This window comes from Methylobacterium aquaticum, assembly GCF_016804325.1.
In the GTDB taxonomy this organism is placed as follows: domain Bacteria; phylum Pseudomonadota; class Alphaproteobacteria; order Rhizobiales; family Beijerinckiaceae; genus Methylobacterium; species Methylobacterium aquaticum_C.
Genome location: NZ_CP043627.1, coordinates 3721944 through 3743903, shown reverse-complemented (window position 1 = coordinate 3743903; position 21960 = coordinate 3721944). Strand labels below are relative to the sequence as shown.

At 70.8% G+C, this 21960-nt stretch carries 21 protein-coding genes; 13 read left to right on the top strand and 8 right to left on the bottom strand.

The genetic code is table 11. From position 1 onward, the window contains the following. Nucleotides 1–29: 29 nt before the first annotated feature. The 8 genes from F1D61_RS16965 to F1D61_RS16930 all read left to right on the top strand — a co-directional run bounded on the left by F1D61_RS16965 (nucleotide 30) and on the right by F1D61_RS16930 (nucleotide 7555). Nucleotides 30–1274, top strand: a complete 1245-nt coding sequence (locus F1D61_RS16965) for a glycosyltransferase family 4 protein (protein ID WP_203152865.1) — start codon at nucleotides 30–32, stop codon at nucleotides 1272–1274. Between the two features lie 336 nt (nucleotides 1275–1610). Beyond that, entirely contained in the window at nucleotides 1611–3041 is a 1431-nt protein-coding gene (locus F1D61_RS16960; RefSeq protein WP_203152864.1) for a lipopolysaccharide biosynthesis protein, read from the top strand. A 49-nt stretch (nucleotides 3042–3090) separates the two neighbouring features. Then, nucleotides 3091–3432: a nucleotidyltransferase domain-containing protein gene (locus tag F1D61_RS16955; RefSeq protein ID WP_203152863.1), complete on the top strand. Its 342-nt coding sequence runs from the start codon at nucleotides 3091–3093 to the stop codon at nucleotides 3430–3432. Beyond that, entirely contained in the window at nucleotides 3419–3823 is a 405-nt protein-coding gene (locus F1D61_RS16950; RefSeq protein ID WP_203152862.1) for a HEPN domain-containing protein, read from the top strand. Before F1D61_RS16955 ends, F1D61_RS16950 begins: the two co-directional genes overlap by 14 nt. A 95-nt stretch (nucleotides 3824–3918) precedes the next feature. Continuing rightward, the gene (locus F1D61_RS16945; RefSeq protein ID WP_203152861.1) at nucleotides 3919–5097 is read left to right on the top strand and encodes an FAD-binding protein; all 1179 of its coding nucleotides are present in this window, start codon (nucleotides 3919–3921) and stop codon (nucleotides 5095–5097) included. A gap of 21 nt (nucleotides 5098–5118) precedes the next feature. After that, nucleotides 5119–5595: a VOC family protein gene (locus tag F1D61_RS16940; protein WP_203152860.1), complete on the top strand. Its 477-nt coding sequence runs from the start codon at nucleotides 5119–5121 to the stop codon at nucleotides 5593–5595. 26 nt (nucleotides 5596–5621) lie between these two features. Continuing rightward, a complete protein-coding gene (locus F1D61_RS16935) occupies nucleotides 5622–6521 on the top strand; it encodes a metallophosphoesterase family protein (protein WP_203152859.1) in 900 nt (299 codons plus the stop codon). A gap of 434 nt (nucleotides 6522–6955) precedes the next feature. Beyond that, on the top strand, nucleotides 6956–7555 hold the full coding sequence (locus F1D61_RS16930) for a L,D-transpeptidase (protein WP_432443142.1): 600 nt from the start codon (nucleotides 6956–6958) through the stop codon (nucleotides 7553–7555). Nucleotides 7556–7750: 195 nt separating this feature from the next. Here the strand turns inward: F1D61_RS16930 and F1D61_RS16925 are convergent, their stop codons facing one another. From F1D61_RS16925 to F1D61_RS16905, 5 genes are all read right to left on the bottom strand, one after another. Continuing rightward, nucleotides 7751–8269: a prolyl-tRNA synthetase associated domain-containing protein gene (locus F1D61_RS16925; protein ID WP_203152858.1), complete on the bottom strand. Its 519-nt coding sequence runs from the start codon at nucleotides 8267–8269 to the stop codon at nucleotides 7751–7753. Continuing rightward, complete coding sequence (locus tag F1D61_RS16920; protein ID WP_203152857.1) at nucleotides 8266–9222, bottom strand: threo-3-hydroxy-L-aspartate ammonia-lyase; 957 nt, start codon at nucleotides 9220–9222, stop codon at nucleotides 8266–8268. Before F1D61_RS16920 ends, F1D61_RS16925 begins: the two co-directional genes overlap by 4 nt. 1 nt (nucleotide 9223) lies before the next feature. Continuing rightward, nucleotides 9224–9997 carry an enoyl-CoA hydratase gene (locus F1D61_RS16915; RefSeq protein ID WP_203152856.1) on the bottom strand — a complete coding sequence of 258 codons (774 nt, stop codon included), beginning with the start codon at nucleotides 9995–9997 and terminating at the stop codon, nucleotides 9224–9226. A 91-nt stretch (nucleotides 9998–10088) separates the two neighbouring features. After that, a complete protein-coding gene (locus tag F1D61_RS16910; protein WP_203152855.1) occupies nucleotides 10089–10829 on the bottom strand; it encodes a phosphatase PAP2 family protein in 741 nt (246 codons plus the stop codon). Continuing rightward, a complete protein-coding gene (locus tag F1D61_RS16905) occupies nucleotides 10829–11341 on the bottom strand; it encodes a 2'-5' RNA ligase family protein (RefSeq protein WP_203152854.1) in 513 nt (170 codons plus the stop codon). Before F1D61_RS16905 ends, F1D61_RS16910 begins: the two co-directional genes overlap by 1 nt. Nucleotides 11342–11440: 99 nt before the next feature. Between F1D61_RS16905 and F1D61_RS16900 the strand changes: the two genes are divergently transcribed. Then, nucleotides 11441–12370, top strand: coding sequence for an alginate O-acetyltransferase AlgX-related protein (locus F1D61_RS16900; protein WP_203152853.1), 930 nt, complete (start codon nucleotides 11441–11443; stop codon nucleotides 12368–12370). 62 nt (nucleotides 12371–12432) lie between these two features. Continuing rightward, nucleotides 12433–13410: a glutathione S-transferase family protein gene (locus F1D61_RS16895; protein ID WP_203152852.1), complete on the top strand. Its 978-nt coding sequence runs from the start codon at nucleotides 12433–12435 to the stop codon at nucleotides 13408–13410. Nucleotides 13411–13851: 441 nt separating this feature from the next. On the opposite strand, the gene gyrA is transcribed toward F1D61_RS16895, so the two are convergent. Next, nucleotides 13852–16611, bottom strand: a complete 2760-nt coding sequence (gene gyrA / locus F1D61_RS16890) for a DNA gyrase subunit A (protein WP_203152851.1) — start codon at nucleotides 16609–16611, stop codon at nucleotides 13852–13854. A 493-nt stretch (nucleotides 16612–17104) separates the two neighbouring features. Between gyrA and F1D61_RS16885 the strand changes: the two genes are divergently transcribed. Then, entirely contained in the window at nucleotides 17105–18352 is a 1248-nt protein-coding gene (locus F1D61_RS16885) for an MFS transporter (protein WP_203152850.1), read from the top strand. Between the two features lie 31 nt (nucleotides 18353–18383). On the opposite strand, the gene F1D61_RS16880 is transcribed toward F1D61_RS16885, so the two are convergent. Beyond that, nucleotides 18384–18698 carry a DUF2934 domain-containing protein gene (locus F1D61_RS16880; RefSeq protein WP_203152849.1) on the bottom strand — a complete coding sequence of 105 codons (315 nt, stop codon included), beginning with the start codon at nucleotides 18696–18698 and terminating at the stop codon, nucleotides 18384–18386. A 262-nt stretch (nucleotides 18699–18960) separates the two neighbouring features. Beyond that, a complete protein-coding gene (locus tag F1D61_RS16875) occupies nucleotides 18961–20124 on the bottom strand; it encodes an IS4 family transposase (RefSeq protein WP_203152848.1) in 1164 nt (387 codons plus the stop codon). Nucleotides 20125–20464: 340 nt separating this feature from the next. Here F1D61_RS16875 and F1D61_RS16870 point away from each other — a divergent pair. Then, nucleotides 20465–21546 (top strand): IS630 family transposase gene (locus F1D61_RS16870; protein ID WP_203152847.1). Its coding sequence is split into 2 segments (ribosomal slippage): nucleotides 20465–20957 and nucleotides 20957–21546, totalling 1083 coding nucleotides; the frame shifts between segments, so codons are not numbered across the junction. Between the two features lie 118 nt (nucleotides 21547–21664). Continuing rightward, the gene (locus F1D61_RS16865) at nucleotides 21665–21928 is read left to right on the top strand and encodes a hypothetical protein (protein WP_203152846.1); all 264 of its coding nucleotides are present in this window, start codon (nucleotides 21665–21667) and stop codon (nucleotides 21926–21928) included. Nucleotides 21929–21960 lie beyond the last annotated feature (32 nt).

The window sequence follows — 21960 nt, the reverse complement described above, 5'->3', positions numbered from 1 at the left end:
GGGCCCGCCCAGCCCGAGCGGGGGCGGCGGTGAGAATCATCCTCGTCGCCGACCACGCCTACATCAATGGCGGCCAGGCCAAGGTGTCGCTGGAGAGCGCGCTCGGGCTGTCGCGGCGCGGCCACGAGGTCGTGCTGTTCGCCGCCGTCGGCCCGGCCGATCCGCGGCTCGCGGCGGCCGGGATCCGCACGGTCCTGCTCGACCAGACCGACGTGACGCAGGCCCGTTCGCTCGCGCGCTTCGGCGTGCAGTGGCTGTGGAACGCGCCCGCCGCCGCCCGGCTGCAGGAGGTCATCGGCGAATCCGACCCGCGCGACACGGTGGTCCACGTCCATGCCTGGGCCAAGGCCCTGTCGCCCTCGATCGGGCCGGTGCTGCGGGGCACGGCAGCCCCGGTGGTCTACACCGCCCACGAATATTACCTCGCCTGCCCGAATGGCGGCTTCTACGATTATCCCGTCGCGGCGTCCTGCCACCGGGTGCCGAACGGGCCGGCCTGCCTCGCCCACAATTGCGATTCGCGCACCTATCCGCGCAAGCTCCTGCGGGTCGCCCGCCACGCCCTGATGCGCCGCACCGGCCTCGTCCAGGGCATCGACGCGATGATCACCATCAGCCGGCTCCAGCGCGAGGTGCTGGCGCCCTACCTTCCCGCGACCACCCGCTATCACGACGTGCCGAACCCGGTCGACGTCGCGCCCCTCGGCCACCGGGCAGGCCCGCCGGGCGACTTCGTGTTCGTCGGCCGGCTCTCGCCCGAGAAGGGGCCAGGAATCTTCGCCGAGGCCGCGCGGCTCGCCGGGGCCCGGGCGGTCTTCGCCGGGGACGGGCCGGCCCGGGCGGAGCTGGAGGCGCGCTACCCGGACGCCTCCTTCCTCGGCTGGCAGAACCCGGACCAGGTAAAGCAGGTCCTGCGCGGCGCCCGTGCCCTGGTCTTTCCCTCGGTCTGGTACGAGGGCCAGCCGCTCACGGTGCTCGAGTCGCTGGCGCTCGGCACGCCGGTCCTCGTCAGCGACGTCTGCGCCGGCCGCGAGGCGGTGCGCCACGGCGAGAGCGGATTGTGGTTCCGCTCCAACGATCCGCGTTCGCTCGCCGACGCCATGGGTCATCTGACCAACGACGCGACGGCATTGCGGATGGGGCGGGCGGCCTACGACCTGTTCTGGGCCGATCCGCTGACCCTGGACCGTCACCTCGACGGGCTGGAGCGGGTGTATCGCGCGGTGGCAGGGGAGGTGGCGCGGGAGCGGCCGGCGGCGCGGGCGGTGGGGTAGGGCTTCCGCTCACCTGCATTCTGACGGATCGCGCGGGTTTCTCCCTCCCCCCTCTGCGGGGGAGGGTGGCGAGCGTAAGCGAGCGCAGCGGGACGAAGTCCCGCCGAGAGGGGCAGCGCGACGCCGATCCAGGGGCGCCACTCGGAACGGTTCTGCCGTATCCGGAAGCGTGGTTCCCCTCTCCCGCCCCAGCACGAGTGCTTCGCACTCGCAGTGGGGCACCCTCCTCTTCGGAGGAGGGCGGGCGGAACCTCCGCTCCATCCTCGAGCCGTTCTCCCATCGCATCGCGCCCAACCACACCCTCTCGCCGGCCCCTCGAACGAGCATCCACCCCAATGGCGGTCATCGCGGCCTTCGTGGTCAATGCGGTCCTGAACCTGGCCCTCGGCCTGCTCATCGCGCAGATCCTCGGGCCGGCGGATTTCGGCCGCTTCGCCCTCGGCACCGCCGGCGCCGTGGTGCTGAGCATCATGCTGTTCGAGTGGCTGCGCCTGTCGGCCACCCGCTTCTATTCCGCCCGCGTCCGGGAGACCGAGCCCTGGATCCGCGCCATGCTCGACCGGGCCTACGCGGCGACGGCGCTCGGCCTCGCCGGGGCAGCGCTGCTGGCCTTGGCCGGCCGGCCCCTCGTCGGCGAGCCGGCCCTGCTCGCCGCGGCCGCGGCCGGGGCGGCGGTGGGCATCGGGCTGTTCGATTACCAGGCGGCCTTGGCCCGGGCCCGCTTCGTCGGCGGGTTGTACCTGCGCCTCGTCCTGATCAAGAACGGCCTCGCCCTCGTGCTGATGGTCGGCACCGCCTGGGTGACCGCGGATGCAAGCGCGGTGATGCTCGCCGCGGGCCTGAGCCAGCTCCTCGCCGCCCTCCTCATCCGACGCGCGCTGGCGGACCCGCCCATCCCCCATGACGGAGCCCGCCGCCGCGAGGCCCTGCGCCGTTTCATGGCCTACGGCCTGCCGGTGGTCGCCGCCAACGTGGTCTACCAGCTCATGCCCTTCGCCAACCGCTGGGCGGTTGCCGGCGCGGCCGGCTTCGCCGAGGCCGGCTACTTCTCCCTCGCCGCGGATATCGGCGGGCGGATCTTCACCACGCTCGGCGCCGCCCTCGACCTGCTGCTGTTCCAGATCGCCGTGCTCGCCGCCGAGACCCACGGCCACGAGGCCGGCGAGGAGCAGGTCGCCCGCAACGGCAGCGTGGTCCTGGCGCTGCTCCTGCCGAGCGCCGCCGGCCTCTGGGCCGTGGCCCCGGCCCTGGATGCGATCGCGGTGCCGGCGGCCTATCGCGGCCATTTCGTCGATTACACGCTCCTGCTGATCCCGGGCCTCGTCGCCCTGGCGGTGATGAACTTCGCCCTCAATCCGGTCTTCCAGATCCGCCGCCGCACCCTGCCGCTCGTGGCCGCGGGTCTCGTCGGGGCTCTGGTCAATTTCGGGGCGGCCCTCGCGCTGGCCAAACCCTTCGGCCCCCACGGCATCGCCGCGGCGCAATCGCTGGGCTTCCTCGCCGCCATGCTGTTCCTCGGGTTTCGTGCGCTGACCGGGCCGGGCCGCCTGCGGATGCCCTGGCGCGACCCGCTCGCCGTCCTGCTCGCCACCGCCGCGATGACCGTCGCGATCCTGCCCTTGCGCGGGCTCGATCCCTGGCTCGCCCTGCCGGCCTGCGTCGTCGTCGGCGGCCTGGTCTACGGGGCGCTGGTCTGGTGCTTCGACATCGCGGGCCTGCGGGCGGCGGTGCTCGCGCGGTTCGGGCGCGCGGTGCCGGCGGCGTAGGGGCTTGCGGCCCGCCCGGTCCCGGCGCACGATCGGACCTGAGGTTCGCATGACTGCCATCCCCCGTCACGCCGAGGTTCCGGACGCCTTGAGGCTGCTCGTGTCCCGCATCATCCGGGACGCCGCTCCCCTCGACATCTGGCTGTTCGGAAGCCGCGCCCGGGGCGAGGCGCGGGTCGACAGCGATTGGGATTTGCTGGTCGTCCTCCCCGACGATGCCGACGAGGCCCTGCTCGATCCAGTCTTCGGCTGGCGCCTCCAGCGCGACAGCGGAATCCGGGCGGACGTGCTGACGGCGACGCGGGGAGACCTCGATGCGGTCTGGGGGGTGCCGAACACGATCGGATATGTGCTGGCCCAGGAAGGCATTCGTCTGAATGTCGGCCGATAGGGCCAATGCTGCTCTGTTGCGGATTGCGGCATCGGATCTCGCCGATGCACGCATTCTTGCAGGCGTCCGATCCCGCAACGCGCCGTATCTCTGTTCCCAAGCCGCAGAGAAGATCGTGAAGGCGGTCCTCACCGCCGAAGGCATCCACGTCCACCGAAACGTCGCACACAGAATCGACCTGATGGTCGACCTTCTGCCCGATGCCAACGCGTACAAGGCGCGCTTTCGCAAGATCGAGCACTTGGCGTCATACGCCACGAGCTATCGTTATCCCACGCCGACCGGTCGCGTTCCGGCCGCACCCTCTCCGGACGAACTGGCTTCGTTGATCGATGAGACGGACAGCCTCCTGCGAGATGTGGCCGATCGGTTCGGCATCGACCTGACCTGACGCCGCCCCGCTTGCAACCCGTCCCGGTTGCCCGCAATGATCCGCGCCCCATCCCCCGTGCCTCCGGGCGCGGCCCCTGCCCGAGTGAGCCCGCGATGAGCATCTACCAGCCCAACAGCGAGGCGGAGGCCGCCACCCTGATCGGCGCGGCGGCGGCGCGGCGTGAGCGGCTGCGGCTCGTCGGCGGCGGCACCCGGGCGGGGATCGGGCGGCCGGCGCAGGATGAAGCGACGCTCTCGGCCGCGGGGCTGACCGGCATCACCCTGTACGAGCCGGCCGAGCTGGTCATCGCGGCCCGGGCCGGCACGCCGCTCGCCGAGGTCGAGGCGCGGCTCGCCGAGGGCGGCCAGATGCTGCCCTTCGAGCCGATGGACCACCGCGCGCTGCTGGGCACCACCGGCGAGCCGACGATCGGCGCGATCGCGGCCGGCAACATCTCGGGGCCGCGGCGGATCGCCGGGGGCGCCGCCCGCGACAGCCTGATCGGCGTGCGCTTCGTCAACGGGCGCGGCGAGGCGGTGAAGTCCGGCGGGCGGGTGATGAAGAACGTCACCGGCCTCGACCTCGTCAAGCTGATGGCCGGCTCCTGGGGGACGCTCGGCTTCCTCACGGAAGTCACCTTCAAGGTGCTGCCCGTGCCCGAGCGGACCGCCACCCTGGTGCTCGCCGGCCTCGACGACGCCCGCGCCGTCGAGGCGATGAGCCTCGCCCTCGGCTCGCCCTTCGAGATCACCGGCGCGGCCCATCTGCCCGAGGGGATCGACGGCCCGGCCCGCACGCTCCTGCGCATCGAGGGATTCTCCGCCTCGGTCGATTACCGCCTCGGCCAGCTGACCCGCCTGCTGCGCGGCTTCGGCGCCCCCGACACGAGCGAGGGCGAGCCGGCCGCCGTCCTGTGGCGCAGGGTGCGCGACGTGCTGCCCTTCGCCGGCAGCGACGAGGCGGTGTGGCGCCTCTCGACGGCACCGGGCCGCGGTCCTGCCGTCACCGCCGCCGTCGCGGCGGCCCGGCCCGCGCGCTTCTTCTACGATTGGGGCGGCGGCCTCGTCTGGCTCGCGACGCCGGCGACCGGCGATGCGGGCGCGGCCGACATCCGCGCGGCCCTCGGCGGCGCCGGCCATGCGACGCTGGTGCGGGCGCCCGACTCCGTCCGGGCGGCGGTGCCGGTCTTCGAGCCCCTGTCCGAGCCCTTGATGCGGATCACCGCCGGTCTCAAGGCCGCGCACGACCCCGCCGGCCTGTTCAATCCGGGGCGGATGTACGCGGGGATCTGAGCCGATGAGGAGCCGCCGGTCATGAGCGTCATCTCGCATGTCTGCCTCGGCACCGCCGACCTCGCCCGCGCCTTTCCCTTCTACGCCGCCTTGTTCGACGAGCTGGGCCTGAAGCTCCGCTTCCACGAGCCGGAGAACGGGTGGGCCGGCTGGATGCCGCGGGATGCCGACCGGCCCCTGCTGATCGTCGGCCGCCCCTGGAACGGACAGGCGCCCGATCCGGGCAACGGTCCCATGACCGCGCTGACGGCCCGCTCCCGGGCGAGCGTCGATCGCTGCCACGCCCTGGCGCTCGCGGCGGGCGGCACCTGCGAGGGAAAGCCCGGGCTGCGGCCGCACTACCATCCGGCCTATTACGGCGCGTATTTTCGCGATCTCGACGGCAACAAGCTCTGCGTGGTCTGCCACGAACCTGAAGGCGATGGGCCGGAAGGGATGCGTGAGGGCCCGGTCCGCTGCTACGGGAGACCGGCCGCGACATCTCTGCAGCGGACCTGATCCTCTCTCATGCGTTCCTGCCCTCGATGACGTTCCGCCTCGCCCACCTCACCGACCCCCATGTCGGGCCGCTCCCCCGCCCGCGCCTGCGCCAGCTGATGAGCAAGCGCGCCACCGGCTGGGTCAACTGGAGCCGCGGCCGCAAGCTCACCCACGACATGGAGATCCTGGCCGCCCTGGTGGCCGACCTGCGCGCCAGCGCCCCCGACCACATCGCCTGCACCGGCGACCTGTGCAACATCGGCCTGCCGAGCGAGTGGGAGACCGCCCGCACCTTCATGGAGGGGTTGGGCGAGCCCGGCTTCGTCAGCTTCGTGCCCGGCAACCACGACGCCTATGTCCGCGGCTCGCTGAAGGGGCTCCTCACCGCGGTGGCCCCCTGGACCCGGGACGATGCCGGCCGCGACAAGGCGTTTCCCTACCTGCGCCGGCGCGGCCCCCTGGCGCTGGTCGGGCTGTCCTCGGCGATCCCGACCGCGCCCTTCGTGGCGACCGGGCGCCTCGGCTCCGACCAGATCCGGGCCGCCGAGCGGATGCTGGCCGACCTCGCCGCCGAGCCCGAGCGGCCGTGCCGGGTGGTGATGATCCACCATCCGCCGCATGTCGGCGGCGCCAAGGCGGGGCGCAACCTCACCGACGCCCATGCCTTCGAGGCGATGATCGGCCGGGTCGGCGCCGACCTCGTGCTGCACGGCCACAACCATGTCGGCTCGGTCGCCTTCGTGATGGCCCCGGGCGGGCGGCGGGTGCCGGTGATCGGCGCCCCCTCGGCCTCGGCGCGGGGCGGGGCGCTCAAGCACTGCGCCGGCTACCATCTCTACGAGATCGAGCGCACCGGCTCCGGCTATTCCCTGACGGCCACCCTGCGCGGCCTTTTGCCGGAAGGGGGCTTGGGCGATCTCGGCACCCTGACGCTGCGGGGCTGACGCCCCGCCTGCCGCCCGGGGGCCACCGCGCCCGGACGGGCGCGGCTTCGGCGGGCGCGCCGCCATGCGCCTCCGGCTCAGCGGAAGAGCGAGAGGATGTTCTGGCTCGAATTCGGCAAGATTCGAAAATGAAACGCGTGGAATTACTTTCGCGTTTCCGGATCGCGCGGGTCGCAGGCCGAAGACGTGAGGCGGCACGGGTGGATGACCGCTCGGCGGCAACCGGCCTCCGGCGCCGCGAGTCCCGTGCGCCCGACAGAGCCGCAACATTTCAACGGGGCCGGCATTGCCCGCCGACGGCGCCGTGGCGACCGGATCGTGCCACGCGTCCTGTGGCGCGGATGCACCACGGGCCGGCCGGCGATTGTTTCCGCCCTGTTTTCGCCACAGCCCGGCGGCCAACCCGTTCGACGTTAACCGAACGGGAGGGGACGATGACCCGTCAGACCGCGCCGCGGCGCTTCATGAGACCGAGATTCGCGAAGCCGATCCTGGCAGCCGCCGCCCTCCTGGCCCTCGCCGTTCCGGCCCAGGCCATCAGCCTCCTCGACCGCGGGCCGATCGCCGACTTCCTCACGGTCTTCCGCCAGCAGGGCGTGCCGCGCCAGACCATCGGCTGGAACAGCCCCTACAAGCCCGGCACCGTGGTGATCTCGACCAGCCAGCGCCGGCTCTACTACATCCTGCCGAACCAGGAGGCGGTCCAGTACGGCGTCGGCGTCGGCCGCGAGGGCTTCTCCTGGTCCGGCACCAAGACCGTGACGATGAAGAAGGAATGGCCGGCCTGGCGCCCGCCGGAGCAGATGATCAAGCGCCGGCCCGACCTGCCGCGCTACATGGCCGGCGGCAACGACAACCCGCTCGGGGCGCGTGCGCTCTATCTCGGCTCGTCGCTCTACCGCATCCACGGCTCGAACGAGCCCGAGACGATCGGGGCGGCGGTGTCGTCGGGCTGCATCCGCATGACCAACCGGGACGTGATCGACCTCTACGACCGCGTGAAGGTGGGGACCAAGGTGGTGGTGCTGCCTTAAAAATATTTTCCGATCGATTGCGTGGAGAGGGACGGCAAATCCCATCCATTCACCTCATCCTGAGGTGTTAGTCGATCGAAGATCGACTAACCTCGAAGGAGGGCTTCAGAAGTCTCAGCGCTATCTGGAGGCCTCCTTCGAGGCTCGTTTCAGCCGCACCTCAGGATGAGGTTGTGATTTGGATGAAAATTGCATTCAACCAGGCTCGTCCGCCGGCTCCGGCAGCGCCATCACCCGGGGCGGATGCCCGGTCGCCTCCAGGAAGCGGATCAGGTCGCCCGGTGCGACCGCCGTGGTGGCGCCGTTGTGGAGCGGGTGAAAGTTCACCGGATCGTGCGCCATCAGCCCGGCATCGAGGATCACCGCGACGGTGCCGTCGCGGTCGTTGATGAGCCCGAACGGCGTCACCGAGCCGGGGCGCACGCCGAGCCGCTCATGGAGCAGGTCCGGCGAGCCGAAGGACAGCCGGCCGCGGGCGCCGATCGGCCCGTGCAGGCGCTTGAGGTCGATCCGCGCCTCGGCCTCGGCGACGACCAGGAACAGCCGTCCGTCCTTGTCCTTGAGGAAGAGGTTCTTGGAATGCCCGCCCGGCATCCCGGCCTTGAGGTCGCGGGATTCCGCCACCGTGTGCACGGGCACGTGCTCCACGGTGGCATGCGCGATCCCGAGGCCGTCGAGGAACGCGAACAGCTCCTCCGGGGTCGCCGCACTCATGCGGCGAGATGGCGGCCCAGCGCCGCCGGGTCGACGTTGCCGCCCGACAGGATCACGCCGACGCGCTTGCCCTTCACCGGCACCGCGCCCTCGAAGGCGGCCGCGGCGGCAAGACACCCGGTCGGCTCGACCACGAGCTTCATCCGCTCGACGAAGAACCGCATGGCGGAAACGAGCTGCGCATCCGTCGCCGTCACGATGCCGGCGGCCTCGCGCCGGATGATCGGGAAGGTGTGCTGGCCGAGATGCGTCGTCAGCGCCCCGTCGGCGATCGAGACCGGGACCGGGATCCGCACCACCTCGCCCTTGGCGAGCGATTGCTGGCCGTCATTGCCGGCCTCCGGCTCGACGCCCCAGATCTCGACCTCCGGCGACAGGGCCCGGGCCGCGAGGCAGGAGCCAGCGAGCAAGCCACCGCCGCCGAGGCAGACGAGCAGCACGTCGAGGGGGCCGACCTCCTCGATCAGCTCCTTCACCGCCGTGCCCTGTCCGGCGATCACGTCCGGATGGTCGTAGGGCGGGATCATCGACAGGCCGCGCTCCTCGGCGAGCCGCCGGCTCACCGCCTCGCGGTCCTCCTTGTAGCGATCGTAAGTCACGATCTCGGCGCCGTAGCCGCGGGTCGCCGCGACCTTGATGGCGGGGGCGTCGTGCGGCATCACGATCACGGTCGGCACGCCCTGGAGCGCGCCGGCATAGGCGATCGCCTGGGCGTGGTTGCCCGACGAGAAGGCCAGCACCCCGCGGCGCCGCTGCTCTGCCGAGAGCGCCGCGATGGCGTTGCAGGCGCCCCGGAACTTGAAGGCGCCGGCCCGCTGCAGCGGCTCGGCCTTGAAGAACAGGGTGGCGCCGGTCCGGGCGTCGGCCGTGCGGGAGGTGAGCACCGGGGTGCGGTGGGCGATGCCGTCGATGCGGCCGGCGGCGGCCTCGACGTCGGCGTAAGTGACGCTCATGTCAGCGGTTCTCGAAGTTGGGCTTACGCTTCTCGACGAAGGCCGTCATGCCTTCCTTCTGGTCGTGGGTGGCAAACAGCCCGTAGAACACCCGGCGCTCGTAGCGGATGCCCTCGGTCAGCGTGGTCTCGAAGGCGCGGTCGATGCTCTCCTTGGCCACCATCACGGCGGGCAGCGACATCGACGCGATGGTCTCGGCCGTCTTCAACGCCTCGTCGAGCAGCTCGGCCGCCGGGACGATGCGGGCGACGAGGCCGGAGCGCTCGGCTTCCGCGGCATCCATCATCCGGCCGGTGAGGCAGAGCTCCATCGCCTTGGCCTTGCCGACGGCGCGGGTGAGGCGCTGGGTGCCGCCGGCGCCCGGGATGACGCCGAGCTTGATCTCGGGCTGGCCGAACCTGGCGGTGTCGGCGGCGAGGATGAAGTCGCACATCAGCGCCAGCTCGCAGCCGCCGCCGAGCGCGTAGCCCGCCACCGCGGCGATGATCGGCTTGCGGCGCCGCCCGACCTTGTCCCACTCGCCGAACGGGTCGGCCATGTAGAATTCGGGATGGGTCCGGTCCTGCATCTCGCGGATGTCGGCGCCGGCGGCGAAGGCCTTCTCCGAGCCGGTGATGACGATGCAGCCGATGCCGTCGTCGCGCTCGTAGCCGTCCAGCGCGTGGTTCAGCTCGGCGATCAGCGCGTTGCACAGGGCGTTCAGCGCCGCCGGACGGTGCAGGGTGACGAGCGCCACCCGCCCGCGCGTCTCGACCCGGATGTTCTCGTAAGTCACGGCCTGTCCTCCCGCTCGTCTCCCCCGCTTGGCTAGGGGAGGGCGGGGCGGGGCGCAAGCGGGTCGGCGGGAGGGCAGGGCTGCCGGGGGATCACGCCGGCGGCGGCGGATCCGGCGCCTCGACCACCGCCTGCCGCTGGAGCTGGAGGGCGACGAACCAGCACAGGGACGCCCAGGCGGCGCCGATGCACCAGCCGGCGAGCACGTCGCTCGGCCAATGCACCCCGAGATAGATCCGGCTGATGCCGACGAGCAGCGTGGTGACGACGCCCAGCCCCATCACGAAGGCTTTGACCTTGCCCGAACGCTCGACCCGGGCGAGCAGGATCGCCAGGGTCAGGTAGGCGATGGCCGACAGCATGGCGTGGCCGCTCGGGAAGCTCGCCGTGAAGGTCTCCATGCCGTGCGGCACCAGGTCGGGCCGGGGACGGCGGAAGAACAGCTTGAGCCCCGTCGACAGCAATTCGCCGCCGCCGATCGCGACCACCACGAACAGGGCGGCGCGCCGCCGCGCCGTGATCGCCAGGTACAGGACCACGCAGGCCGTGACGTAGACGATGCCGAACACGCTGCCGAAGGCGGTGATGTCCCGCATCGTCTCGGGCAGCCAGGACGGCCCGATCGGCTGGGCGAGGTCGCCCGGCACCCGGAGCGCCAGCAGGAGGCGATCGTCGAAGCCGAACGAGCCGCCCTCGCGGATCTCGTCGGCGAGCTTGAAGAATCCGAAGCCGAACAGGCTGACGGCGAGCAGCGAGGCGAGCGGCCCGATCTCGTTGAGGCGCAGGCGCCGCCACACCGCCGTGGCGTGGTTCTGGAACGGAATCTGGACCATCAGGCGCCCCCGCACGGAAACCGGCCGCGGGCTTCCCACGGCCCGCCGAGATAGCGCCAGAGCAGGAGCCCGGTGCCGGTGATCTCCCGGGGCACGAAGCCGGCCTCGAGCTCGCGGTGGAGCGCCCGCGCCTCCTCGGGCGCGACCTTGTTCTGCACCGTGACGTGGGGCCGGTAGCCCTGCCGGTCCTGCGGCGTCAGCCAGTGTTCGAAATGGGCGGCGAGGCGACCGCGCAGGGCCGAGAGGCGGGGGGATTCCAGCCCGTAGGCGACGCCGCGGCCGATGAAGCGCAAGGACGCGACCTCGATCGGGATCGGGCCTTCCGCCCGCATCTCCGCGGCCAGCGTCTCGACGATGCCGCGCTCCTCCTCGCCCGGCAGGTGGTGGAAGAGCGTGACGTGGGCCGGAATCTTGTTGAGGGCGGCCGGGAAGTGGCGGCGGCGCTGGCCGTCGAACTCCGCGAAGGCGTCCTCGTCGAGCTCCAGGGTGAGGATCAGGGGCTGTTGCGGCATGCTCCCGGCGAAATGGCGCGCGGGACCGGAATGGCCAGGGCGGAACGGCCAGGATCGGCGGCGCTGTTCAGCTCGGTCACTTCCCGCTACACGCCCCGCATGCGCGACAGCACCGACATGGTCCATCTCGGCCGGGACGGATGGCTCTTCCTGACCGGCGGCACCAACCGGGTGCGGCAGCAATACCGGGCGAGCCTGCCGGTCGCCTGGCGGCTGTGGCGCTGGCGCCGGCTGATCGAGGCCCGCACCGCCCGGGCCGCCGCCCTGGGGACGCGCGCCTTCCACGTCGTGGTGCCGGAGAAGCTGAGCATCTACGACGACCGCCTCGACGGGCTCTCCCTCGATCCCGCCCTGTCGCCGGCCCGCCGCCTCGGCGCGCGCCTCGCCCTCTCGCCCGCGGCGCGGGCCTGGATCGACCTCGTCGGCCCGTTGCGGGCGGCGCGGGACGCCGAGCCGCCGTTGTATCTGCGCACCGATACCCATTGGAGCCAGGAGGGCTGCCGGCTGGCCTATGGCGAGATCATGCGGGCGATGGGCGCCGTGCCGCCGCCCGATCTCGCGAGCCGGCCGTTCCACGACCATGACGGCGTGCGCGATCTCGGCGCCAAGCTCGATCCGCCCCGTCGCGAGACGATGCGGGTCTACGAGATGCAGCGCGACGCCGTGCGGGTCTTCGCCAACCCGCTGGTGGAGGCGCATGAGGCGCGCGGCACCGCCGCCGATCTCCATGTCGGCGCCCACGTCGTCTTCCGCAACGACAGCCCGGCCGCCGATCCCCGGACCCTGATGCTGTTCGGCGATTCCTGCTCGCATTTCCACCCGATCTTCCTGACCGGGCTCTTGGCCGAGAGCTTTCGCGAGCTGCACTTCGTCTGGTCGTCGAATCTCGACTGGGCCTATGTCGAGCGGGTGCGCCCGCACCTGCTGCTGGTCGAGGTGGCCGAACGCTTCCTGGCGCGCGTGCCGACCGATCGCTTCGACGTGGAGGCGGAAGGGGCGCGGGCTCTCCCGCCCCGGGACGCGACCTGAGCGACGGCCATTGCGGCGCGGAACGGACGCCCCACCTTCGGGCAGAGCTTGAGGAGGGTGCGATGGGGCTTCTGGTCGACGGCGTCTGGCACGACCAATGGTACGACACCAAGGAGACCGGCGGGCGCTTCGTGCGCAAGGATGCGGTCTACCGCAACTGGGTGACGCCCGACGGCGCGCCCGGCCCGAGCGGGGAGGGCGGCTTCCCGGCCGAGTCAGGGCGCTACCACCTCTACGTCTCGCTCGCCTGCCCCTGGGCGCACCGCACGCTGATCGTGCGGGCCCTCAAGGGGCTGGACGAGGCGATCTCGGTCTCGGTGGTCGATCCGCTGATGGGTGCCGAGGGCTGGGTATTCGGCGACAGCCCGGGTGCCGGGCCGGATCATGTCAACGGCGCGACCCGGCTCTACGAGGTCTATCTGAGGGCCGACCCGCACTATACCGGCCGGGTCACCGTGCCGGTCCTGTGGGACAAGGTCCGGAACACGATCGTATCGAACGAGTCGGCCGAGATCATCCGGATGCTGAACGGCGCCTTCGGCGGGACCGGCCCGGATCTCTACCCGGCGGACCTGGCGCCCGGGATCGATGCCCTGAACGCGCGGGTCTACGACCGGGTCAATAACGGCGTCTACAAGGCCGGCTTCGCGACGAAGCAGGAGGTCTACGAGGAGGCGGTGACGGCGCTCTTCGAGGAACTCGACGCCCTCGACGCCCGTCTCGACCGCTCGCGCTATCTGATGGGCGCTCCGTTGACCGAGGCCGACATCCGGTTGTTCACCACGCTGGTGCGGTTCGACCCGGTCTATGTCGGGCACTTCAAGTGCAACCTGCGCCGGATCGCCGATTACCCGAACCTCGCGCCCTACATGCGCGACCTCTACCAGACCCCCGGCATCGCCCCGACGGTGAACCTCACCCACATCAAGCGGCACTATTACGAGAGCCACCCGACCATCAACCCGACCGGGATCGTGCCGGTGGGGCCGGTGGTGGATTACGAGGCGCCGCATGGGCGGGGGGAGCGGTTCGGACGCTGACCGGCGGTCCCGCAAGAACCCTCCCCCCGCTGCGGGGGGGGTGCCCCGCGACCAATCGTGACAGACGGAAGGTCCCCTTCGGCGAGCCGACGATCGCCAAACTCACACAGGCCGAGATCCTGCAGCCGACTCCCCTGAGCAGGGATCGGCCCCCGGCCGCGAAGCGGACGACAGGCACCGTGCCGACCCCGTTATGTGACCATGCTCGCCTACAAGGGGGGAGGGTTCACGCTTGGCAGCCGCCGCGCCCGCATTCCGCACCTTATCGTGTTGCGGATTGCACTCGCCGTCCTGCCGGGGCCGGGGGGCGGAGCATGTCATGACACGGACGGCTTCGAGACAGGCCAAACAGAGTTCATCGCCCGAAACGAAACGCCGCATCTGCAAGCTGGCTCACTCGCAGACACGGCGGTCGTTCGTCAGGCCGGTGAAACGGCCCGATCAGACCCCCTCGATCTCGCCGCCATCCCCGTCGATCTCGACTTCCGCCTCGCCCTCGCCTTCGATGTGCTCGACCGACACGACCTTCTCGGTCTTGTCGGTATTGAACACCGTGACGCCCTGCGAGGCGCGGCCGACCACCCGGATGTCGTCCACCGGCACGCGGATCAGCTTGCCGGCATCGGTCACCAGCATGATCTGGTCGCTGGTCTCGACCGGGAAGGAGGCGACGAGGCTGCCGTTGCGGGCATTGACCTCCATCGCCTTGATGCCCTTACCGCCGCGGCCGGAGATCCGGTACTCGAAGGACGAGGTCCGCTTGCCGTAGCCGCGCTCCGACAGGGTGAGGACGAACTGCTCCGCCGCGCCCATGGCGATGTAGCGGTCCTGCTCCAGGTCGATCGAGGCCGCGGCCTCCTCGGCCTCGGGCTCGGGGGCCGCCGGCAGCTCGATCGCCTCGCCGGTGGCGCGGCGGTCGGCATTGGCGCGCTTCATGTAGGCCTGGCGCTCCTCGGGCGAGGCCTCGAAGTGGCGCAGGATCGTCATCGAGATGACCCTGTCGTCCTTGCCCAGGTTGATGCCGCGCACGCCGGTCGAGTCGCGGCCCTTGAACACCCGCACGTCGGTGACCGGGAAACGGATGCACTGGCCCGCGCCCGTGGTCAGCAGCACGTCGTCTCCTTCCGTGCAGATCTCGACATGGACGATGTGGTCGCCCTCGTCGAGCTTCATGGCGATCTTGCCGTTGCGGTTGACCTGCACGAAGTCGGACAGCTTGTTGCGCCGCACGCTGCCGCTGGCGGTCGCGAACATCACGTCGAGCGTTTCCCAGGACGCCTCGTCCTCGGGCAGCGGCATGATGGTGGTGATGCGCTCCTTGCCCTGGTCGAGGGGCAGGATGTTGACGAGCGCCTTGCCGCGCGCGTTCGGCGCCGCGAGCGGCAGCCGCCACACCTTCTCCTTGTAGGCCTGGCCCTGCGAGGAGAAGAACAGCACCGGGGTGTGGGTGTTGGCGACGAAGAGGCGGGTGACGAAATCCTCGTCGCGCATCGACATGCCGGCCCGGCCCTTGCCGCCGCGACGCTGGGCCCGGTAGGTCGAGAGCGGCACCCGCTTGATGTAGCCGGCATGCGACACGGTCACGACCATGTCCTCGCGCTGGATCAGGTCCTCGTCCTCGACGCTGGAATCCCAGTCGAGGATCTCGGTCCTGCGCGGGGTCGCGTATTCCGCCCGCACCTCGGCCAGCTCGTGCTTGACGATGCCCATGATCCGGGCGCGCGAGCGCAGGATGTCGAGGTAGTCGGCGATCTCGTCGGCGAGCCGCTTCAGCTCGTCGCCGATCTCGTCGCGGCCGAGGGCGGTCAGGCGTTGCAGGCGCAGGTCGAGGATGGCGCGGGCCTGGGTCTCGGACAGCCGGTAGGTGCCGTCCTCGCGCAGGCGGTGGCGCGGATCGTCGACGAGCGCGATCAGGGGCGCGATGTCCTCGGCCGGCCAGTCGCGGGCCATCAGGGCCTCGCGGGCCGAGTTCGGATCCGGCGAGGTGCGGATCAGCCGGATCACCTCGTCGATGTTGGCGACCGCGATGGCGAGACCGCACAGGACGTGGGCCCGCTCGCGCGCCTTGTTCAACAGGAACTTGGTGCGGCGGGAGACGACCTCCTCGCGGAAGTCGATGAAGGCCTGGATCAGGTCCTTGAGGTTGAGCAGTTCGGGCCGGCCGCCGTTCAGCGCCACCATGTTGCAGCCGAAGCTCGTCTGCAACGGCGTGTAGCGGTAGAGCTGGTTCAAGACCACGTCGGCGACGGCGTCGCGCTTCAGCTCGACCACGATCCGCATGCCGTCGCGGTCGGATTCGTCGCGGAGATCCGCGATGCCCTCGACGCGCTTCTCGCGCACGAGGTCGGCGATCTTCTCGACCAGCGAGGCTTTGTTCACCTGATACGGGATCTCGGTGAAGACCAGGGCCTCGCGCTCCTTGCGCAGCTCCTCGATGTGGGACTTCGCCCGCATGATGACCGAGCCGCGGCCGGTCAGGTAGGCCGAGCGGGTGCCAGAGCGTCCGAGGATCGAGCCGCCGGTCGGGAAGTCCGGGCCCGGGATGATGTCGTTCAGGCCCTCGATGGTGATCGCAGGATCGTCGATCAGCGCGATGCAGCCGTCGATCACCTCGCCGAGATTGTGCGGCGGGATGTTGGTCGCCATGCCGACCGCGATGCCGCCGGCGCCGTTGACGAGGAGGTTCGGGAAGCGGGCGGGCAGGACCGCCGGCTCGTCCTTCGACTCGTCGTAGTTCGGGTTGAAGTCGACCGTGTCCTTGTCGATGTCCTCGAGCAGCGACATCGAGGGCTTGGCGAGGCGCGATTCGGTGTAGCGCATCGCCGCCGGCGGGTCGCCGTCGACCGAGCCGAAATTGCCCTGGCCGTCGACCAGCATCAGCCGCATGGCGAAATCCTGCGCCATGCGGACGAGGGCGTCGTAGATCGACTGGTCGCCGTGCGGGTGATACTGACCCATCACGTCGCCGACGATGCGCGCCGACTTCACGTACTTGCGGTCCGGCAGGTAGCCGTTCTCGTACATGGAGTACAGGATGCGGCGGTGAACCGGCTTCAGGCCATCGCGCGCATCCGGCAGCGCCCGGCTGACGATCACGCTCATCGCGTAGGCCAGGTAGGACTGGCGCATCTCGTCGGTGATCGAGACGGGCTTGATGTCGGTCGCGGGCGGGGGAGCGCCGGTCGGGTCGTTCTCTGCCAAGGTCTGTCTCTCGTCGCGGCCCGCGCGGGCTCACACTCTCTTGCCGGACGGCTTAGCCGATTTGCGCCCCGGGCACCAGCGTGAAGCGCGGAAGGCGAAGCAAATCAGCATCTTAGATGGGAGTTCCGGGGATGTTCCACAACCCTGCCGGACTCCGGTGGACGAGTGTCCCGCGAACTCGTTAGAGATTGGCAAAGGATGCGGGGGCGGTCTGGCCCGCCCGATGCGGGAGGCCGCCGCCGATGGACGCCGTGATCGACCGCGACGCGGCCTGCCGTCCGGTGCGCCTGGCGACCGGAACTCCTCGACCGGGGCGCCCCGCCGGACGGCGAGCGGGCCGCCGACGCCCCCGTGGTCGCCACGGCTTCGGCAGATTGCGCCAGGGCGGCTGCCGGTTTCGCGACAAAAATCTGCGACGAACCAAGACACTGCCCGCACGACGTGTCGGCGTGCCGACGCGACTCCGCCGGGCGCTCACGAGGGGCCGCTTGCTATGATCGTTCAAGGGCGCTGGCCGGTCATCTCGGCGCTGGGCATCGTGCAGATCTTCGCCTGGGGCTGCAGCTACTACCTGCTGACGGTGCTCGGGCCATCGATCGCGGCGGAGACCGGCTGGGGGCTGCCCTGGATCTTCGGCAGCCTCACCGCCGGCATGCTGGTGGCGGGCGCCGTCGCGCCGACCGCCGGCCGGATGATCGGCCGCCATGGCGGGCGCCCGGTGCTGGCGGTCTCGACCGGGCTGCTGGCGCTCGGGCTCGTCCTGCTGGCGCTGGCCCCGAACCTGCCGGTCTTCGCCCTCGCCTGGCTGGTGATCGGCGCCGGGATGGGGTCGGGGCTCTACGACGCCGCCTTCGCGACCCTCGGGCGGCTCTACGGGGCCGACGCGCGGCCGGCGATCACCGCGCTCACCCTGTGGGGCGGCTTCTCCAGCACCCTGTGCTGGCCGCTCTCGGCCTTCCTGCTCGCGCATCTCGGCTGGCGCGGCACCTGCCTGACCTATGCGGCGCTGGAACTCGGCCTGTGCCTGCCGCTGATCCTGGGGCTGGTCCCGCCTGCCGCGCCGCGGCCAGGGGTGGGACAAGCAACGGGCAAATCGGCGAAGGGCGGCCGGTCGGACACGGTCTCGCTCGATGCCTCGGAACGGCCGGTCTTCCTGGTCCTCGCCGCGATCGTGACCTGCACCGGCATCAGCACCTCGATCTTCTCCGTCCACCTGCTGACCCTGTTGCAGGATCGCGGCCTGTCGCTGGCGGCGGCGGTGTCGCTGGGCACCCTGATCGGGCCGGCGCAGGTGGGTGCGCGTCTCATGGAGGTCGCCAACCGCAGCCGGCACCATCCGATCTGGACGCTCACCGTCGCGGTGATGCTGATGGCGGTCGGCTTGGGCCTGCTGTGGAGCGGGCTCCCGGCGCTCGGCCTGGTTCTGGTGATCTACGGCGCGGGCAACGGCCTCTACTCGATCGGCCGGGGGACCCTGCCGCTCGCCGTGTTCGGGCCGGAGCGCTACGCCGCCCTGCTCGGCCGGCTGGCGAAGCCGAACCTCGCCGCCCAGGCGCTCGCGCCGTCCGCCGCGGCCTACCTGATCGCCCATGCGGGGACCGACGCGACGCTGCTGGCGCTGATGATCCTCGGGCTGGTCGACGTCGCCCTGGTCGCGGTGCTGTGGCGGGTCCGCCGCCGCGCCGCGATGCCGGCGCGGATCGTCGACGAAAAACCCCTCCCGCAAGGCGGAAGGGGCTGAGGCCGGGCGCGGTCCGCGTCCGACGGTCGGTTTAGTGGGTGGTGACGTTTTCGCCCGCGGCGGCGCGGCGGCGGCGCGGCGCCGGCTTCGCCACGGCCTCGGCCACCTCGGCCACCGTCTTGGCGGCGGCGCTCCTGGTCGCCGGCTTGCGGGCCGCCGGCTTGCGCACGGGCTTGGCGGCGACGGCTTCCACCGCGGCCGGCGCCTCGGTCGCGATCGCCAGCGCCTGCGCGGCGAGTTCTTGCTCGGCCATGCGCCAGTAATGCTCGTCACGGCCCGGCACGCGGCCGTCCCGCTCCCACAGGGCATAGGCCCGCTCACGGATGCTCGTCTGGACGTGATCCATCCCGATCTCCTCGGTGTTCATGTGAGCGAACCATCGCGGGTCGTGGTTAAGGAAACCCTAAACGCTCGATCCGAGAGTCTTCGGCGGGTGGGCGGTTCGAGGAAAGACGAGGCGTCAGGCTTTCTCATCCTTCGCGCGGCAGGGTTATGCTGGAAAAGAAGAGGCGCGGGTTTTTTCTCTCGCCGGGAGCGCAGGGCTGTCCGGGGAAAGACGAGGCGCAGGAAATTCCCTCTCCCCGCGGGCGCAGGGCTGTCCGGGGAAGTTAGGAGGCATGGGCCGTCCTCCTTCTGCGCCTGGTTGCGGTCGGTCTTGGCGATAGCAGGGCCCGGACCTCGGCCCAGGTCTGCGGCTCGAACAAGCCCTGTCGCGGCAGGTCGACGAAGCGCAGGATCGGCACGCGCGGGCAGTGGCGGCGCAGCGCCAGGCGCAGCAGCGCGAAGGTGATCATCGCCGCCACCAACTGCAGGCGCACGGCTTCCTCGCTGTGGCCCAGGAAGCGGCGGATCGCCAGGTGCTGCTTGAGCCAGCGGAACAACAGCTCGATCTGCCAGCGCGTCTTGTAGAGGGCGGCGATCTGGGTGGCGGGACGGGTCAGGTCGTTGGTCACCAGCGTCAGGCGTGCTCCGCCCTCGTGGCGGCGCAACTGGATCCGGCGCAGGCCCATGCCCAGGCGCGAGTCGCCCTTGCTGGCCAGGGCGACCTCGTGATCGGCCAGCAGCGTGAAGCCGTCGCCCTCCCGCTCGGGCTCGGGCGGCAGGGGACGGCCGGTGCGCACGCGCAGGCGCATGTTGGTCTTGGGTCGGGTGACGAACGTCGCCTGGGCCTCGGCGATGGCGCTCCACCAGCCGTAGTGGCAATAGCCCTTGTCGAAGACGTATGTGGCGCCGCGCTCCAGCGGGATCCGGCGGCCGATCTCGGCATCGTTGCGGGTGGCGGGGGTGAGGTCGAGCAGGCGGGGCTGGTGGGTTTCGGGTGTGTAGGCCAGGTGCAGCTTCATCCCGCGGATGCGGCCGTTCGAGCGGGCCCAGCCGTGCAGGGCGCCGAGCGGGATCGGGGTGGCATCGATCAGGCGCAGCAAGGTGCGTCCGTCGCGGCGCAGGCGACGGTCGAGTTGGCCGACCAGGCGGGCGAAGGTCTCGGTGAACACCGCCAGGGGGCGGCGCTGGTTGGCATCCGAGAGGGTCGAGCGATGCAGCCGCCCGGTGCCGAGCTGGGGATGGGCCGCGGCGTGAGCGTTCCAGGCGACCTCCAGGGCGCGCAAGCTGGCGGCGGGGCTGAGCTGGGCGAAGATCAGGGCCAGCAGGTGATCCCAGGAGGAGAAGCACTTGTCGTAGGCGTCGGCGCCGTGGCGCGCGACGCTTTGGGCGATCTGCTGGCGATCGAGGCCTTCCAGCAGCTGGGCGAAGCGGGTATCGCTGGGGTGCATGTCCTGCCCGGATGTTCGTGTCTCGACAACCGGACAACTCCCGGATCACCTCCGGCGTGGCAGGGCATGCACCCAGACCCAAATTTTCCCCGGACAGCCCTGCCGCGGGCGGGGAGAGGACTTCATCGACCTTGTCGTCGATGAAGTGAGCGGAGGCGAAAGCCGGAGCGAGGGTGAGGGGGTGTTTCCGGATGAGGCTCCTTCGGAAACACCCCCTCACCCTCGCCCTTCGGGCTTCCTGAGCCCCTTCGGAGCTCATACCAACGGCCGGTGAGTGTGACTCGGCGTGTTGCGCCGCGGCTTGGCTTCTGATTCGGTTGCCGGATCAGGAGAGATCGCCATGGCCGGGATCGCTATCACCCGCACGGATTTGACCGCCGAGGAGTTGCGCGCGGCCTCCTCCAAGGCACCGAGCATTCCGGCGGCCCGTCGGATGCTGGCGCTCGCTCTGGTGCTGGAGGGCGCCGACCGCACCAGAGCGGCCCGCTCCTGTGGGATGGACCGCCAGACCCTGCGCGACTGGGTGCATCGCTACAACGCCGAGGGTCTGGCGGGTCTGCGCGACCGTAAGGCGCCGGGCCGCGCCGCCAAGCTGACGCCCGAGCAGATGCAGCAACTCGCCGCCCTGGTCGAGGCGGGGCCGGACGTGGACACGGATGGCGTGGTGCGCTGGCGCCGGGTCGACCTGCAGGCGCGCATCAGGGAGCTGTTCGGGGTCGAGATGCACGAGCGTACGGTCGGCAAGCACTTGGCCAAGCTCGGCTTCGTGCGGCTCTCGGTGCGCCCGCAGCATCCCAAGGCCGACGAGGCGGCACAGGAGGCTTTTAAAAAACCTTCGCCTCGCGGGTGACGGAACTCCTCCCCGAGACCGCCCACGGCAAGCCGCTCGAGATCTGGTTCCAGGACGAGGCCCGCGTCGGCCAGCAGGGCACGCTGACGCGGGTCTGGGCGCGCAAGGGGACACGCCCGCGAGCGCCGCGCGACCAGCGCTACAAGTGGACATACCTGTTCGGAGCGGCCTGCCCGGCGCGGGGCACCAGCGCGGCTCTGGTGCTGCCGACGGTCAACACCGCGATGATGTCGCTGCATCTGGCCGAGATCAGCCGGCAGGTGGCGCCCGGCGCGCACGCGATCCTGGTGCTGGACGGGGCTGGCTATCACGGCACCGCCAAGAAGCCTCGCCCGCGCGGCCTGGTGGTGCCGGACAACATCACGTTGCTACACTTGCCGGCCTCGTCTCCAGAGCTGAACCCGATCGAGTTGGTCTGGCAGTACCTGCGCCAGAACAAGCTCGCCCACCGGGTCTACCGCACCTACCAGCAGATCGTCGACGCCTGCTGCGACGCCTGGAACTTCTTCACCAACGACCCAGACCTCGTCACCTCCATCACCGCGCGGGACTGGGCACAGGTCAAACTTTAGGGCCGTTGGTATAACACGTGGGATGACTGCGAGGGCGAACCTTCACTCGACCGATGCGGCACGACCGCCGCCGGGACGGGGCGGCACCGTGCCGTTCCATTCGAGAAGGAGATTCCCGATGCTGAAGGTCCTCGCCCCCGCTGTATTGATTGCCGCCCTCGCGGTGCCGGCCACCGCCATGCCGCTGGTCCAGGACGCGGTGTCCGACGGGGCCGACGGGCCCCAGATCATCCAGGTCTACGGCGGATACGGGCCTTACGCCCACCGGGGCATCTACGGCTACTGCCGTCCGGGCGGCCAGTGGGGCGGCTACGTCCGCGGGGTGTCATGCCCGGCAGGCTTCCACATCGGTCCCTACGGCCGCCGCTGCTGGCCGAACTGAACCCACCCCTCCTGTGACCCGCGACGTCCGGC